Source organism: Mucilaginibacter lappiensis (genome assembly GCF_050433765.1).
In the GTDB taxonomy this organism is placed as follows: domain Bacteria; phylum Bacteroidota; class Bacteroidia; order Sphingobacteriales; family Sphingobacteriaceae; genus Mucilaginibacter; species Mucilaginibacter lappiensis_A.
Window position 1 is genome coordinate 278490 of the sequence record NZ_JBNPWP010000003.1, and the last position, 16902, is coordinate 295391.

8 protein-coding genes are annotated in these 16902 nt (G+C 41.3%); all 8 read left to right on the top strand.

The window, feature by feature from the left end; genetic code table 11:
* Nucleotides 1–19 precede the first annotated feature (19 nt).
* The 8 genes from M2273_RS11335 (at nt 20) to M2273_RS11370 (ending at nt 16823) form a co-directional block, all read left to right on the top strand.
* Entirely contained in the window at nt 20–883 is an 864-nt protein-coding gene (locus M2273_RS11335; RefSeq protein WP_429396805.1) for an ROK family protein, read from the top strand.
* A 52-nt stretch (nt 884–935) separates the two neighbouring features.
* Nucleotides 936–2009: a LacI family DNA-binding transcriptional regulator gene (locus tag M2273_RS11340; RefSeq protein WP_429396807.1), complete on the top strand. Its 1074-nt coding sequence runs from the start codon at nt 936–938 to the stop codon at nt 2007–2009.
* Between the two features lie 282 nt (nt 2010–2291).
* Nucleotides 2292–5648, top strand: a complete 3357-nt coding sequence (locus M2273_RS11345) for a SusC/RagA family TonB-linked outer membrane protein (protein ID WP_429396809.1) — start codon at nt 2292–2294, stop codon at nt 5646–5648.
* An 18-nt stretch (nt 5649–5666) separates the two neighbouring features.
* Nucleotides 5667–7502 carry a RagB/SusD family nutrient uptake outer membrane protein gene (locus M2273_RS11350; RefSeq protein WP_429396811.1) on the top strand — a complete coding sequence of 612 codons (1836 nt, stop codon included), beginning with the start codon at nt 5667–5669 and terminating at the stop codon, nt 7500–7502.
* A gap of 235 nt (nt 7503–7737) precedes the next feature.
* On the top strand, nt 7738–11853 hold the full coding sequence (locus M2273_RS11355) for a hybrid sensor histidine kinase/response regulator (protein ID WP_429396813.1): 4116 nt from the start codon (nt 7738–7740) through the stop codon (nt 11851–11853).
* 166 nt (nt 11854–12019) lie between these two features.
* Nucleotides 12020–13537, top strand: a complete 1518-nt coding sequence (locus tag M2273_RS11360) for a glycosyl hydrolase family 28 protein (RefSeq protein WP_429396815.1) — start codon at nt 12020–12022, stop codon at nt 13535–13537.
* Entirely contained in the window at nt 13534–15195 is a 1662-nt protein-coding gene (locus tag M2273_RS11365) for a hypothetical protein (RefSeq protein WP_429396817.1), read from the top strand. The genes M2273_RS11360 and M2273_RS11365 overlap by 4 nt, the downstream gene beginning before the upstream one ends.
* Nucleotides 15192–16823 carry a hypothetical protein gene (locus M2273_RS11370; RefSeq protein WP_429396819.1) on the top strand — a complete coding sequence of 544 codons (1632 nt, stop codon included), beginning with the start codon at nt 15192–15194 and terminating at the stop codon, nt 16821–16823. Before M2273_RS11365 ends, M2273_RS11370 begins: the two co-directional genes overlap by 4 nt.
* The last annotated feature ends 79 nt before the right edge of the window (nt 16824–16902 follow it).

Genomic DNA, 16902 nt, shown 5'->3' on the forward strand with positions numbered 1-16902 from the left:
CACAAAAAATATAACATAAATGCAAATTGATAAATTGTCTGGTTCATTTATTTTAACGGCCGACATTGGCGGGTCGCATATTACATCAGCCATATATGATCGAAAAAAAAATAGCATTATTAAAGAAAGTATTTCCCGTGTTGCGTTCAGTAGTAAGGGAAGTGCCCAAAATATATTGAACTCCTGGGCCGGGGCCCTGTCTCAAACGCTGGGAAAAACCGGGATAGCCATTTCGGGAGTTGGTATAGCCATACCCGGACCTTTTGACTATGAAACGGGTATTTCCTATATAACCGGGCTTAGTAAATATGAGTCGATCTATGGCATGAACATCAAACAACATCTGGCCGAAATACTGCAGCTGCCTTCTGAAATTTTCAAATTCAGGAATGACGCGGAAGCCGCAATTGCGGGAGAGGTAACTGCGGGTGCCGGCAAAGGATTGAATAGTATTATTGGAATTACGTTGGGCACCGGATTTGGATCGGCCTGGAGTTTAGATGGTATTACGAAGGACTTAAATTTAGGCAATGAACCATATAAAGATAGCATTGCCGATGATCATTTATCTACCCGATGGTTTCTAAAACGTTATCATGAATTAACGGGTCTTTCCATTACAGGTGTCAGGGAGTTGGCTTTATTGGCTAAGCATAGTCCAATAGCCAGAGATATATTTAATGAGTTTGCTGTAAATATGGGCGATTTTTTATTGAAACCCGTTCTGCACTTCAAGCCCGAAACTTTGATTATTTGCGGAAATATAGCCAAAGCATCGGCATTTTTTATGCCTGTGGTGGCCAGCCGATTAAATATGACTACGGTGAAGATTGGGCAATTAGGTGAATATGCAGCTCTTATAGGGGTTGCCAACCTGATTTAGACCAAATGATATCATCCAGATGCTTATTCAGATCATCTAAACCCTCAGTATAATGATGAAGAGAAAAATCACCATCAATGACATTGCCAGAGAACTGAATATCTCTAAAACCTCAGTATCATTTGTTATTAATGGTAAAGCGCGTGAAAAAAACATCAGTACGGGATTAGAGAAAAAGGTATTAGCCTACATTGATGAGATTGGCTATCGTCCCAACCATTTTGCTCAGGGATTACGTACCGGTAAAACAAAAATGATCGGGATGCTGGTCGAAGATATATCGGATCCCTTTTTTTCTGCTATCGCCCGCATGATGGAAGAAATTGCTTATAAAAAAGGATACAAGATCCTTTACAGCAGCACCGAAAATGATACGCAAAAAGCAAAGGATTTGATTGAGATGTATCGTGTCAGGCATGTAGATGGTTATATTATTGCTCCTCCGCCCGGTATTGAACCGGAATTAAAGGAGTTGAGGGATGATGGTTTTTTTGTATTGCTATTTGACAGAACCCTGGCGGGACTGGAAATCAGCAATGTGGTAGTAGATAACCTGGAAAGCAGTTATAAAGCCGTTAAACATTTAATTGATAACGGCTACAATAATATAGCAATGATTACCTTATTGTCTGATCAAACACAGATGCTTGACAGAAAATCTGGTTATACGAAAGCATTAGATGAAGCTAAAAAGCCATACTTACTAAAAAAAATAGCTTATCATGATAAAAGGGAAAACTGCATTCGGGAAATTCAGGATTTCCTGATCGCCAATCAGGAGATCGACGCGCTGTTTTTTGCCACCAATTACCTTGCCGAAAGCGGGTTGGAAACATTAAAGCTTTTAAAGCGCCGTGTTCCTGAAGATATAGGAATTGTAGTGTTTGATGATCATTATCTTTTTAAACTATTTACGCCATCTATTACTGCCATAGCCCAACCGATCAAGGAGATATCAGAACAGGTAATTCATTTGATGTTGAAAAGTATTTCTGGCCCTAAGATCAAAAAAACGGTTAAAACGGTGGTTATTCCCACATCACTCATTGTCAGGGATTCTTCTTTACCTCAAACAAAAACAAACAACGATTCCTGGGTTAAAAGACTGGTCAAAAATAAGTTCTGAGCAAACAAAATATTAAAAAATTAGACCCTCTTTTTTCCTTATAAAAGACCCTTCAAATTGATTTTTTCTAAGAAGCAGGGGCAAATATCGCTTATCTGGTCATTTGATGAAAAAGAGGGTGTTTTTATTGATTTACCCCCCGCTGTTTGACCCCGTACACCCCTTTTTATTTTTTTCCTACACTATACATTAGCAGCCAATTATAAACAACTATTGATATTAATGCCTTGCGTATTTGTCAATAAATCAATTTAGTAACCTATTCTTAATTTAAACCAATTTATGATGGAAAATTTTACTTTGCTATCAAGGTACAAAGCTGCAACAATTACGCTTTTTCTTTCCTTGTTATTTTGTTTGAACTCCATGGCGCAGGACGGGACTGTGACAGGAAAATTGATCGACGCCAAAACCCGCGAAACGATTATAGGAGCAACTATAAAAATTAAGGGAACCCAAACGGGAACTGTAACTGATGTAACGGGTGTGTTTAAGCTTAACGCTGCGTCCGGAGCAGTTTTGCAGATCAGTTATATCGGTTATCTGACAAAGGAAGTAGTGGCTGATCCGGGTAAACCAATGATCATTAGTTTAACAGCCAACAGTAGTGACTTAAGCGAAGTGGTAGTAGTGGGCTACGGTACGCAAAGAAAAGCCACCCTTACCGGGGCCGTGGCAACTGTTTCATCCAAAGTTTTTGAAGACAGGGGGCCGATCAATAATCCACTGGCGTCCTTACAGGGGCAGATACCGGGTGTGATCGTAACCCGTAGCTCGGCGCAACCAGGAAGGGAAAACTGGAATTTCCAGATCAGGGGAGCAACATCCACCAATGGGCAGGACCCGCTGGTTATATTAGATGGAGTACCCTTATCAAGTAATTTCCAACCGGATCCTAATAATAGTTACACTACCAGTAATGCTGCATTAAATTCAATCAATCCGGATGATATAGAAAGCATTTCAGTTTTAAAAGATGCTGCAGCATCTATTTATGGCTCAAGAGCTGCATATGGTGTCGTACTGATCACCACTAAAAAAGCAAAGAATGGTAAAATGATAGTTCAATATGATGGTTCTGTTTCCAGAAAGATTCTCGGCTTACAGCCAACGCTCATCAACGATAAACAATGGGGTGAGGGATTAATGCAGGCACTAACGAACGATAATTATGGCATAGCACCAACCGGTTACCTATGGTACCAGTTAGCAGCCCTGGCGACCAATCCACCTGCTTCCGGCTATATTGATATTACCAAACTACCTGGTTATGCTGGCTCTGCAAACGGTGTATTATACAATGGTGTACCGCTCCCATCTTTTGGAGATGTTAAGGATTTTACCTTTTTTGACACCAATCAGCAAAAGATTTTGTGGAAGAATGCGACTTCAACCCAGCAAAATCTAAGTTTTTCCGGCAGGACCGAAAAGGCGGGTTACCGGGTATCATTGGGTTATTTAAATGATGGGAGTCAGCTGCGGTGGGGAACCAACGGAAACCAGCGATACAATTTGCGGTTTAATAATGATTATACCTTTAGTGATAAAGTTAAACTGGAGACCAATATATCATTAGAAAGAAATAGCATACAGCAACCATCCCTGTATAGTTATAATGGGTATAGTTCCCTTAGTGAGTATGCCCAGCCCGGATTACCGGCCTTTACTTCACAAGGTCAGCCCTATGCATGGGGAACTGTTTTTAGTGCGGCTGCTGCAGACAGGGATGGCGGCTCCAATTTGGAGGTTAACACCAGGGCTCTTCTTAACAGTACACTTACCTACAATTTTGCCAAACACCTGACCTTTACCGGTGTAGCAGGTTATAATACCTGGTTCCAGGATAGCAGGATCCAACAAAAGCAGGTTCAATATTATAATTATGCCGGTAATATCCTGGTGCAAACTTTACCATCAGCTGGTGGAAATAATAATGTTAATAATACCTGGTATCAAAGGATGAATACCACAGAACCTTATTATAACCTGAATGGCAGGGTAGCCTATAATAATACCTTTAACAAGATACATGATGTAGGCTTGATGATAGGTGGCTCTTATGAAAAGGATGAATTTAATTCTTTTGTAACCAGGACATATAACCTAAGCAATGATGCTATTCCATCATTAGGGCTTGGTTTAAGTAATGGAACCGCGGGTTATGTAACCAATGGCGAAACCCAGAACCATTATGCATTAGGTTCATATTTTGGCAGGGCAACTTACTCCTATAAAGGTAAATACTTATTGGAGGCGATAGGACGATATGATGGGTCTTCTAAATTTATTGCAAACAGCAGATGGAAGTTTTTCGGCGGTGTACAAGGCGGCTGGCGGATCATTGAAGAGGGTTTTATGAAAAATCAGAAGGTGGTTGATGAGCTTAAACTTCGGGTTTCTTATGGAACAACAGGTAACCAGGGCGGGATAGGATTGTATGATTACATTCAGTCATTAGCTGTAAATTCAGGCGGTGCTCTGCTTGGATCGGGTACCGCAACTACGGTAACAACATCAGGAAACCTGGTTTCATTAAACAGAACCTGGGAAACCGTAAAAAAGAAAAATATAGGTTTCGATTTTGGTTTCCTAAATAATCACTTGACCGGCAGTTTCGATATCTATCGAAATGAAAATACCAATATGTTGCTGGGGCAAACCTATCCTGGTGTTTTAGGAGCCGGCGCTCCTGCTTCTAATATCGGCGATCTGAAATCGTGGGGCTATGAGGGCAGCCTGACCTGGAAATCAAAAATTGGCAGTGTTTCCTATAGCATAAGCGGAACGATAACGGATAATCAAAATAAACTGGTGCATTATGGCGGGGCCAATGTGCTGAGTGCCGGCTTTAACCCAACAGTAGAGGGATACCCACTGAACTCCTATTTTGGGTTGAAATATGATGGCCGTTTGCAAACTCAGGCACAGGTTGATGCTTATAATGCTAAATATGCGCCGGCGGGTAGTCCCAATAATATAAGTTTACCTGTTCCAAGCCCTTTAGCCAACCCTGCTGGTCAGGTTTCCGGTCTTCGTCCGGGTGATAATACTTTCAAAGACGTAAATGGGGATGGTAAACTAAGTATAGGAACAAGCACCAGTGATCCTGGCGACCTGGTGTACCTGGGCAGCAACGACCCGAGGTATAGTTTTGGTTTTAACCTGGGGTTGCAATGGAAAGGATTTGACTTTTACACCATTTTTCAGGGAGTTGCTAAAAGAACGATCTTCAGATCAGGAAATATGCGGATTCCTTACAAGTCAATCTATCAGGGACAAAGTGATGAATATGTTGGTAATACCTGGTCACCAAGTACTCCTGATGCCTATTATCCTAATTTACATTCAGCGCAGAACAATGGTATTAATACTTACAATTTCCAGATATCTTCCTGGTCTGTTGAAAATGGCGCCTACATACGTTTAAAAAACCTGGTGGTAGGATATACGCTACCTAAGCAATGGCTTGAAAAAAGCGGTGTGATCAGAGGACTTCGCATCTATTTTTCAGGAAGCGATTTATGGGAGCTAACAAAAATTCATGACGGGTGGGATCCCGAAGTAACAAGAACGGTTAGTGGTAATGAAAGATTTCCTTTCTATAGGTATGTAACCCTTGGAGCTAATGTTACTTTCTAATTTTAATAATTAACGAAAATGAAAAAGAATAGCAAAAAATATATATTGGTATTGATAGCAACCCTATTTACCATAAGCCAGTATGGCTGTAATAAGACCCTGAACTTAAAGCCGGCTGACCAGATTAATGATCCGGCATTTTTTAAAACACCTGCTGATTTTAAAACCTTTGCCAATCAATACTATGGCTACCTGAAAAACTTTACAACATTGTTGGGGGTTACTGATGCCCCGCACTCGGATGGCCGCTCTGATTTAACGGGCGGTGGTGGGAGTTTCGGTGCGGGCACGAATAGCGTACCGGCTACCGAAGCGGGGCAGGGTAATGCCGGTAACTGGACAACAGATTATGCCCGGATCCGGGCAACCAATTATCTGCTCAGCAAAGCTACATCATATGCAGATCAGGCTGGTATTGCGCAATTTGTGGCCGAGGCAAAGTTTTTCAGGGCATACGTTTATTTTGATCTGTTGCAACAATATGGTGGCGTCCCTATTGTTACGACTCTACTTGACCCTACATCGCCCGAATTATATGGAGCAAGGGCAACCAGAGACGCGGTGGCTGATTTAATTATTAGTGATCTTCAGGCTGCTATACCCGCTTTGCCGACATCTATCGCTGCAAACTCTGCCGACTATGGCAGGGTTACACAGATGGCTGCGCAATCCTTTTTATCAAGGGTGTGCCTTTATGAAGGTACCTGGCAAAAATTCAGGAGCGGGGATGCCACAAGGTATAATGGACTACTCGACAAAGCCATCACCGCATCCAATGCTGTTATTGCCAGTAATCAATATGCACTGTTTGGCACACCTGCATCCAATGCTTTGGGCGGCAACAGTACCATCTTAGGCGATTCTGCTCAGAAGTACCTGTTTATTTTAGAGAACCCTAAATCAAACCCGGCTGGTGTTACAAAAGCTGCTAACCACGAGTATGTATTGGCGGTAAGATATGATGATGTTATAAAAGTAGCAGGTGTAAACATTAGTCGTTCCGCACGTAATGGTACCGGAGTAAACAGGAAATTTGCCAATATGTTTTTATGTACAGATGGCTTGCCTATAGAAAAGTCGCCATTATTCCAGGGGTATCAAACATATACTTCAGAGTATCAAAACCGGGATAGCCGGATGCGCTATACAATTAAAGTGCCCTATCAATACTACTGGTTTGGTTTGCTTAATGGCAGGGTTAACTGGACGAATGATGCTGCTGACCGGGCAACCGCAGAGCAGGTAGTAAGACCTGCCGGTTATGGGGGCCAAAAATGGATTTCGGAGCGCCCGGTAGCTGATAAATTTGAGTCGGAAGATTATCCGGTGATCAGATACGCTGAGGTATTATTGAATTATGCAGAGGCGGTTTATGAACGTAATGGAACCATCAGTGATGCCGATCTGAATAAATCATTGAACCTGGTTCGTTTGCGTGTCAATAACGCCATGCCTCCTTTAAGTAATAGCTTTGCCGGTATGAATGGCCTGGATATGAGAACCGAGATCAGACGGGAGCGTGCTATTGAGTTGTTTGATGAAGATTTCCGATTTGATGATATCAAGCGCTGGCATAGTGCCGCCATTGATCTGGTGAGCAATATAGGCGGTACAGCTTATGGCAATCTGGCTGAATTTGTAAGCCCCTGGCCTCTGGGTACTAAATATACAGGCACACAGGCACAGCTTGGGCCAGATCCTATAAACCCAGTACCTACTAATCCAAAAGATGCCAATGGCTGCCTGATCACCGATCAAACGGCAAGGCAGTTTAGTGAGAAGAATTACCTTTATCCTATACCGGCACAACAAATTTCTTTAAACCCAAAACTTGTCCAAAATCCCGGCTGGTAATAGCAGGCAAAGCTATAATGACTGCTTTTATGCAGTTATTATAGCTTTTAAAATGAAAATGTGGTAAAGCTTTTTAGATGACCGTTATTGATGCTCTTACCTAGTTTATTTATCTTTAAACCAACACAGCTGTAATTCAATAATTGTTCCTGTAATTTAGCTGAAATGTTAAAATTATTCACGGATATTTGTGTTAACCAATTAAGTGTACAAAGAACAATCATTTTGCAGAAAAATGAAATATAACAAGCTTTTAATCCTGTTTTCTTTTATTTTATGCAACGTGATGGTAGCGGAGTGTCAGCCATTGTCGTACATCGGTATTGACCAGGGTTTATCTAATAATTCCGTTAGGTGTATTTACCAGGATCACAAAGGTTTTTTATGGTTCGGAACATATGATGGCCTTAACAGATACGATGGTTACAGCTTTAAGATTTTCCGGAACAAATTCAAAGATCCCGGTTCGCTGATCAATAATTACATATTTTCAATAACCGAGGATGAGCAATCCAATATGTGGATAGGTACTCATGGAGGAGCATGTATATACAATAATCTTTCGGGCAAATTTTCAATGGTTAATTACATATCCCGGCAAGGGGGGCAGAGCAAGGAAATAACGGTTGGGGTGCGGGTTATCAAGTCAGATCAAAAAGGCAACATGCTGTTGGGGACATTGGGTAAAGGGTTGCTCTTTAAAGGCAAATCGGCACAAGCGGCTGTAGAGATACCTATCAGTAATGGCAAAACCCAGCTATGGGATTATGATGTTCAGGCTATTAAACCGGACAATAGGAGACGGATCTGGGTATTTATACCGCAAGTTGGGCTTTGTATGCTCAGTAGCGATAGCCGTAAATTAAGTATTATTAGTTCCGCAGTCAGAAATGCCTATTGTATTGAACCCGATCAGGACGGTAATATCTGGATAGGAACGGGCGAGGGCTTGTTTTTTTATCAGGATAAAGCAGGGGTAATGACCAAGGTGCTTGATCAGGGTAAAGGAAAATTGATCTTTAGTAAAGTATCAGACATGGTACTGGATAAGCATGGACTGTTGTGGATGACCATCAATGGCGGAGGGATAAATATTTATAACACGCTGACGCAGAAGGTCAGTTACTTAAGGACAGATAATGGGATCAGCCCGCTTTCAAACGATGCTGCCTATACGATATATCAGGATAAGGACAACCGGTTTTGGATAGGTATTCTGAACGGAGGTGTTAATGTAATTGACCCACAGAAAGGACGGTTTAAAACACTTAGCCATGACCCTGCAGATCAACGTTCCTTACCTAAAAGAGCAATGTATGCGCTTTACGAGGATATTAATGACGACCTGTGGATAGGCACAGAGGGTGCAGGTATCGCAGTATGGAACCGGAAAACAAATGTTTACAGTCAACTTAAAAATGAAACGGGAAACACAAATTCGCTTAGCGACAATTTTGTAACCAATATCATCAGGGATGATGAGGAAAATATCTGGGCAGGTACTTTTTTTAATGGGGTGAATAAGTATGACAGATCAACACATACTTTTGAGCGTTATAAATGCATAAACCCTTTATCCAATACCGAAAACAAGGTTGTATCAACCATGTGTCAGGACCAGGACAAGCATATTTGGGTTGGAACATTAAAAGGGGATGGTATTAATGGAGCCTTATATACCTTTGACAAAGAAGACAACCGTTTTGTTGCATTTGACACCAGTCTTTCAGATCTGTGGAGTCTTACCCCTGACAATGAAGGAAGGCTATGGGCAGGAACGCTTACTCAATTAGTTCAAATAGACCGGAAAAATAAAAGACATCGTTTTTTTGAACTGGGATATTATTTACGCAACATTTATGAAGATCGTAAACATAATTTCTGGATAGGGACAGAGGGTGGGGGACTGGTGCTGTTTGACCGTGCCAAATCTGCAATTGTTGCCCGTTATACTACCGAAGATGGATTATGTAATAACTCGGTATTGAATATATTGGAGGATAAGGAGGGCGATTTGTGGCTAAGCACATTTAATGGCTTGTCTAAGTTTAACCCGCGTACCAAAACTTTTAAGAACTATTACAAAAGCGATGGATTGCAAAGTAACCAGTTTCACTACAATTCCAAGGCTGTTTTGCACACCGGCGAACTGGTACTTGGCGGCATAGAGGGTGTTAATATTTTCAGCCCTGAAAAGATTACTGATATTAACACCACGCCTAAACTGGTATTGTCAGGGATAACGGTCAATAACCTGGCATTAGAGAAAAATGCAGATTGGGTCCGGAATATTTCTGCTGATGTGATTAAAAAAATAGAAGTGCCTTATGATAAAGCTGTCTTCGCTTTTGATTTTACAGCGTTAGAATATACTGCACCCGATAAAATTAAATATGCTTACTATATGGAAGGCTGGGATCATGGTTGGACTTATTCCGAGTATGTACGCTCTGCTAATTATACCCACCTTGACGAAGGAAACTACACATTCAGGGTAAAGTGTACTAATGCCGAAGGTCGATGGATGTCGGAGCAAATTTCGTTGAGTATACATGTTCTGCCACCCTGGTACAGGGCCTGGTGGGCCTATTGCTTGTACTTAATGGGTATTATAGGGGCAATTTATGGGTATCTTTTTTATCAAAAAAAACAAACCCAATTGCAATATGAAGTGAAGTTTGTCAAGGAATTGAATGAAAAGAAAATTGCCTTTTTTACCAATATATCGCATGAGCTGAGAACCCCACTTACACTTATTGTTAACCCGATCAAAGATCTGTTACACAGCAACGGAACCAACATTGATTTAATAGATATTAGTGCAGTATATCGCAACTCACGCCGTTTGCTGAGTTTGGTGGATCAGTTGCTACTCTTCAGGAGTTCTGAAAAAGAGGTAGCTGATCTGAATCCTGCTGTACTCAATTTGAAAGATGTTTGTTATGAAGTTTTCCTTTGTTTTAACAACCAGGTAAAAGCAAAAAAAATTGATTATCAGTTCCTTTGCCACGATAATAATATTAAGGTTTATGCGGATAGGGAAAAACTCGAAATTGTATTGTTTAATCTCTTATCGAATGCTATAAAATATACACCAGAATGTGGCTCTATCAGTATTCGGGTAGACAAGGGTGATGAATTTACTGAAATATTGGTAAAGGATACCGGTTATGGTATTGCTGAAGACACGGGTGAAAAATTATTCGAAAAGTTTTACCGGCTAAATCAGGACGCGGATAAGATAAAAGAAAGCGGATTTGGGATCGGCCTTTTCCTGGCAAAAACATATTTAGAACTGCATCATGGTAAATTATCCTACACCAGTGTATTAGGAAAGGGCACTACATTCAAAATATGTTTACCTAAAATAAGTGAACATTTGTTTAATGATACGCAGAAAGAACAGGAAGATCAAAGTAAAATTACCTATCCACTAATACAGGAATTGATTACAGAGCCGGTTGAAATAGGCGATAGTTATTTGATGAGATCTACCGCACATATTGACGAAATTATGAATGATGTAGTCAATAAAAAATCTGTCATTTTGTTGATCGATGATGATGCGGAAGTAAGACGTTATATCAGACAATTATTGCAGGATGAATTTATTATTCATGAAGCTGGGAATACAGAAGCGGGTTTTAAGAACGTGTTAGATTGTGAACCGGATATTATAGTTTGTGATGTAATTATGAATGGTGCGAATGGTGTGGAGTTTTGCTCAAAGATGAAGGAATCCCCCTCATTTAGCCATATCCCTATTATATTATTAACCGGGAGTTCGTCGCCTGAAATCAAACTCAAAGGTATAGAATGCGGTGCCGATGATTATATCACTAAACCTTTTGAAAGTGACCTGCTAATTGCACGTATAAAAAGCATGTTGAAAGGCCGGAGTACGCTTAAAAATTATTTCTTTAACGAAATCACGCTTAAGAATAACAGCTTGAAGATCCCTGCTGAATACAGCGAGTTTCTCGCTAAATGTATCCGGATTATTGAAAGCCATTTAGAAGATGAGAGTTTTTCTTTAAAAACATTTACTGATGAAATTGGCATGAGCAGATCTAAACTATTCAGGAAGATCAAATCTATCTCTGGCTTGTCCAGTACAGAATTCATCAGGTATATCAGATTGAGAAAGGGTGCTGAATTAATGATCCAGACCGATTTGCAAATAAAAGAGATCGCGTTCAGGATTGGATTTCAGGATATCAAATATTTTAGGGAACAGTTTAACAGGTTATTTGAAATGAACCCATCGGATTTTATCCGCAAATACAGGAAGACATTTATCAATAAAGACAATTTAAATACCAGCATTTCTTATTCAAGAAATAAGCATTAGTATTTAGTGGGCCACCATCATGTTTTACACTATATACCCCCTTTATTTGACCTGGTAGCCACCCTCTATTGGTTTTTTTTCAAAGCAATTTAGCATTGGAAATATTTGATAAGGTAACTGAACCTTACCGGAATCATCAAAATTTTATCTTTTATATAATCAACTAATGAAGAAAAACTTTCTGCTTATTTTAATGATCTTTAATATCTGCTTTTATGCCAAAGCAGAGCTGATTACCTACAAAGCCCCTGAAGGTATTGTTTTAAATAAAGACTTTAAGATCACGGTAAAAGAACCCGGGCATCAGTACCTGCCGGTACCAGCTTATAATGCATCAGTGACCGAAGTCGTTGGCACAACAAATACAGTTCAATATACAGCTTTTGGTTATTTCGACTTTTCAGGTAAGGTGGAAGTAACTGTTACCTATCAAAAGGGCCCGATCCAACATGTTAAAATAAGGCCATCTGCCTATGGAATTACACCTAAGATTGCAGGAAATACCATTGTTTTTTCTTTAACTGAACCTCGTAATATTTCAATAGAGGTTAATGATGATATTTTTCATAATCTCCAATTGTTTGCCAATCCAATTGAAACAGAAAAGCCGTCATGGGCCGATCCGGATGTTATTTATTACGGCCCTGGGTTTCATCAAATAGGTGTATTAAAAGTCCCATCCAACAAAACAGTTTACATTGATGGCGGGGCTATTGTTCAGGGACAATTGCTGATAAGCCGGGTTGAGAATGTTCGTATAATGGGCCGTGGTATATTAACGCAGTTACCATTAGTAAATTCAGCGGAAAAGGCTGCTCCAAATGCACCCAAAAAGGAACAGCGCGGGCGTAATGACCAGATCACCATTGAGTACTCCAAAAATGTTGGAGTAGATGGGCTTGTTGTAATGCCACATAAATATAGTATACTCATTGGGCAATCAGCCGGTGTAAACATCAGTAATATCAAGTCATTTAGCTCAGAAGGAAACGCTGATGGAATAGATGTGTTTTGCAGTTCCGGTATTCTTATCAGCCGGGTATATATGCGAAATTCCGACGATTGTGTGGCTATATACGGGCATCGCTGGGAATACTACGGAAATACAAAAAATATTACTGTTCAAAACTCAACCCTTTGGGCTGATATCGCTCATCCTGCACTTATCGGCACCCATGGTGATACACCTCATCCCGACACACTGGAGAAAATTAAATTTATCAATGTAGATATTCTTGACCAGCATGAAAACCAAATCGACTATCAGGGCTGTATGGCCTTAAACGCGGGCGACAATAATTTATTGAGGGATATCACCTTTAACAATATTCGTGTTGATGATATCCGGAAAGGGCAGTTAGTGAATATGCGTGTTATGTATAATCAAAAGTACAATACCTCTCCAGGTAAAGGAATTGAAAATATATATTTTAAAGATATAACCTACAATGGTAACAAAGCTAATCTCTCCGTCATTGCGGGTTATGACGAAACGCGGGGTATTAAAAATGTACTTTTTGAGAACCTTAAGATCAATGGGAAAGTAATTGCGGATAATATGCCCGGTAAGCCTGGTTTTTATAAAACAGGTGATATGGCTAATATATTGGTTGGTGAACATGTGGAAGGCCTCAGGTTTATTCAAACTCCGGTGAATCCTGTCGATAGTTCAGGTTCAAAATGAAAAGGTATCCGATATTTGCTTTCCTAAGTATACTGCATATTTGTTTATTATTCCATACTGTGGCTATTGCTCAGAACGCGGTATGGCAATGGTCGGTACCGGTAAAAGGTGCTAAGGACAATAGTGGCAAAGCAAGGGCATTCTTATGGATACCACCTGATTGCAAAAAAGTAAAAGCATTCCTCTTCGCGCAAAATAATATGGAAGAACAATCCATATTGGAGAATGCTAATTTCAGAAAGGAGATGGGAAAGCTTGGTTTTGCTGAAGTTTGGGTAAGTCCGGCATATGATCTTTTATTCCATTTCGATCAGGGTGCCGGCAAAACTTTCAATAATATCATGAATGAGCTGGCTCAAGTATCTGGTTATTCCGAACTCAACTACGTGCCTTTTGTTGGTTTAGGGCATTCTGCGGCGGCAAGCAATCCCTATTATATGGCAGCATGGAATCCTGGCAGGGCACTGGCTGCCATTTCAGTTAGTGGGCAATGGCCATATTTCAGACATCCTTCTTTTGCTCCCGATATATGGGGAAACAGGACTGTTGATTATATCCCATGCCTGGAAACAATGGGTGAATATGAAGCGGCCGATAATTGGTCGGTAGAAGGATTAAAAGAAAGACAAACCCACCCATTGATGCCGCTGAGTATGCTGGCTTGTCCGGCTGAGTTTCATTTTGCAAGTACTGATAGTAAGGCGGCTTATATCGTGCTCTACTTAAAAAAAGCGGTTCAATACCGTATGCCTAAAAATACATTCGATGGACAAGCGCCAAAACTAATACCCATTGATCCCACCAAAACAGGTTGGCTGGTTGATAAATGGCGCTTTGATCAGGCCCCTGTAGCAAAACCGGCACCAATTGATCAATATGGGGGCGACCGTACACAGGCTTTCTGGTACTTTGACGAGGAACTGGCTAATGCAACTATAGCTTACCAGGCCCGGTACCGTAACCAAAAGCCACAACTGATTGGTTATACACAACATGGTAGACTGTTGGAACAGCATAATGTCCATCAGCAGTTTAACCTAAAGTTTGAACCAGAGGCCGATGGCGTTACTTTTAAGGTGCATACTGCTTTCTATGATACGGTTCCTGGCGGCAGTCCAAGACCCGCGGGCTGGGCCCATATGCAAGTTGGGGCGCCTATCGGGCATACACAAAGCAGTTCCCCTATTACTGTTGACCGCATTACCGGGCCGTTTGTTAAAATCAATGATTCCACATTCAGGGTTCATCCCCAAAAGGGATTCTATGAATCTACACATAGTTATGAATTGTGGTTTTCGGCCAGCCACCCGGGCGATAATGAACATAAACCAGCAGTGCAGCAGGCTTTAATGTCCATACCGCCCAGGAATACACAAGGGAAAGAACAGCATATCACTTTTTCGGCTATACCGAATCAACGCTCCAATAAAAAGGGGATAAAACTGAACGCTGTGTCAGATGCCCATGTTCCTGTTGGCTTCTATATACAGGATGGCCCTGCAGAAATAATAGGTGACCGTTTAAATCTCACCGTAATACCGCCACATAGCAGGTTTCCGGTAAAAGTAACGGTAATAGCCTGGCAATATGGCAATAGCAATGAACCAAAGCTACAGACCGCAGAGCCGGTTGAGCGCGTATTCTGGATTAACAAATGATAACAATTGCCTATTCCATGCCTCGTCAGATTATCTTTCTTTTACTGGCTGTTTTTGTATCGATTAGCTGCAAAGCTCAGGATAATCCCGAAAATCATGTTTACCAGTATAGCGTAAAGGTTGGCAGCCGCAGCGCTTATCTATGGATCCCTCCAGATTGCAAACAAGTAAAAGGAGTGATCATATCGCTGGCTAATTTATTGGAACGTAACTGGCTGGAGGATCCGTTAATACGCCGTACAGCAACAGCAATAGGTTTGGGCATTATTTGGATTGGGCCAGCACAAAGAAACGACCACTCTTTTACGGCTGATATGAAACCCGGTATGGAAATCATTTTTCAGCAAATGATGAATGACCTGGCCCGCGAGTCTGGCTATCCGGAACTAAAAAATGCTCCGGTTATACCTATGGGACACTCGGCCAATGGGCATTTTGCATGGACCTTCGCCAACGCGCTGCCTGAACGTACCATTGCTTGTATCCCGGTTAAAACTATACCATTACCAGATTCATTGAAGTTTAAAGACATTCCGCTTTGTTATGTCGTAGGAGAAACCACGGAGTGGCCCCAATACCGTGTGCCCGATCCGGCAACCAAACCGGGCGACCGTGATTTTTACTGGCCGGTAGTCAGACAAACGGCTTTGGCTTTACGCCGCCAGGATGCCGATAACCTTATTGGTGTAGTGACCGATCCAGGTGGCGGGCATTTCGACTGGTCAGAGCACCTGGCAAAATTTATCGCGTTGTATATCCGTAAAGCGTGCCAGTACCGTTTGCCGAATCAGGGGCAGGCCGTTTTAAAATCTGTTGATAAATCATCTGGTTGGTTAACCGGTACGGGCGGTATGGAAAAGGACGAATTTAATCCCGCACCCTATAGCTCATTTATGGGTAGAAGCGCCAATGGTTACTGGTTTTTTGACCGGGAAACGGCGATGACCGCAATGAAGTTTGAAGGTGATCGTGTAAAACGAAAAAGGCAAATGCTGACATTTATACAGGGTGGGCGGCTACTACCTGTGGCCAAATTGGGTTACGCTGCTTTGAAGTTTGAACCGGAAGAAGATGGTATTTCTTTTCAGCTAAAAGGAGGTTTTTTACCAGAAATGCCTCCGGAGCTTATTGGTGCTGGCCAAAAACTCGGGCATGCATCCGGGCCTATTAATTTTAGAGTGATTGCAGGTCCTGCGATACAAACTGGCCCCTCCTCATTCCGGTTACAGTTTGACCGGACAGGAATGGGCGGTGAGCTTTGGATACAGGAAGAAAATGCCGGCGATACGGAATACCGCCATGCGGTTCAGCCCGGTAAAATGACTATACGGTCCAGATTAATTGTTGGTAAGCTCCAAAAAATAACATTTCCTCAACTACAGAATGTGAAAAATGATGTAAAAGAACTGGCCTTACGCGCCACATCAGATTCAGGGTTACCTGTTGATTACTATATCATCTCGGGGCCTGCATATATAGAAAATGGTGTGATTAAATTTACACCAATCCCGGTTAAAAGTAAATACCCGGTAAAAGTGAACATCGTAGCTTATCAGTGGGGAAGGATGACGGAACCTTTGTACCAATCTGCTGAGCCTATAGAGCAAACCTTTTATATCACCAGATAATGCAATGGGCTTATGCGCACTTTGCCGGAAAGCAAAGGCGAAATAGATTTAAGAATCAATATTTTATAAAATACTGTAT

Excerpts from the sequence above, each read along its gene's own strand:
- M2273_RS11355 (WP_429396813.1), top strand. The coding sequence starts at position 7,738 with ATGAAATATAACAAGCTTTTAATCCTGTTTTCTTTTATTTTATGCAAC.
- M2273_RS11365 (WP_429396817.1), top strand. The coding sequence starts at position 13,534 with ATGAAAAGGTATCCGATATTTGCTTTCCTAAGTATACTGCATATTTGT.
- M2273_RS11370 (WP_429396819.1), top strand. The coding sequence starts at position 15,192 with ATGATAACAATTGCCTATTCCATGCCTCGTCAGATTATCTTTCTTTTA.
- M2273_RS11350 (WP_429396811.1), top strand. The coding sequence starts at position 5,667 with ATGAAAAAGAATAGCAAAAAATATATATTGGTATTGATAGCAACCCTA.
- M2273_RS11340 (WP_429396807.1), top strand. The coding sequence starts at position 936 with ATGATGAAGAGAAAAATCACCATCAATGACATTGCCAGAGAACTGAAT.
- M2273_RS11360 (WP_429396815.1), top strand. The coding sequence starts at position 12,020 with ATGAAGAAAAACTTTCTGCTTATTTTAATGATCTTTAATATCTGCTTT.
- M2273_RS11345 (WP_429396809.1), top strand. The coding sequence starts at position 2,292 with ATGATGGAAAATTTTACTTTGCTATCAAGGTACAAAGCTGCAACAATT.
- M2273_RS11335 (WP_429396805.1), top strand. The coding sequence starts at position 20 with ATGCAAATTGATAAATTGTCTGGTTCATTTATTTTAACGGCCGACATT.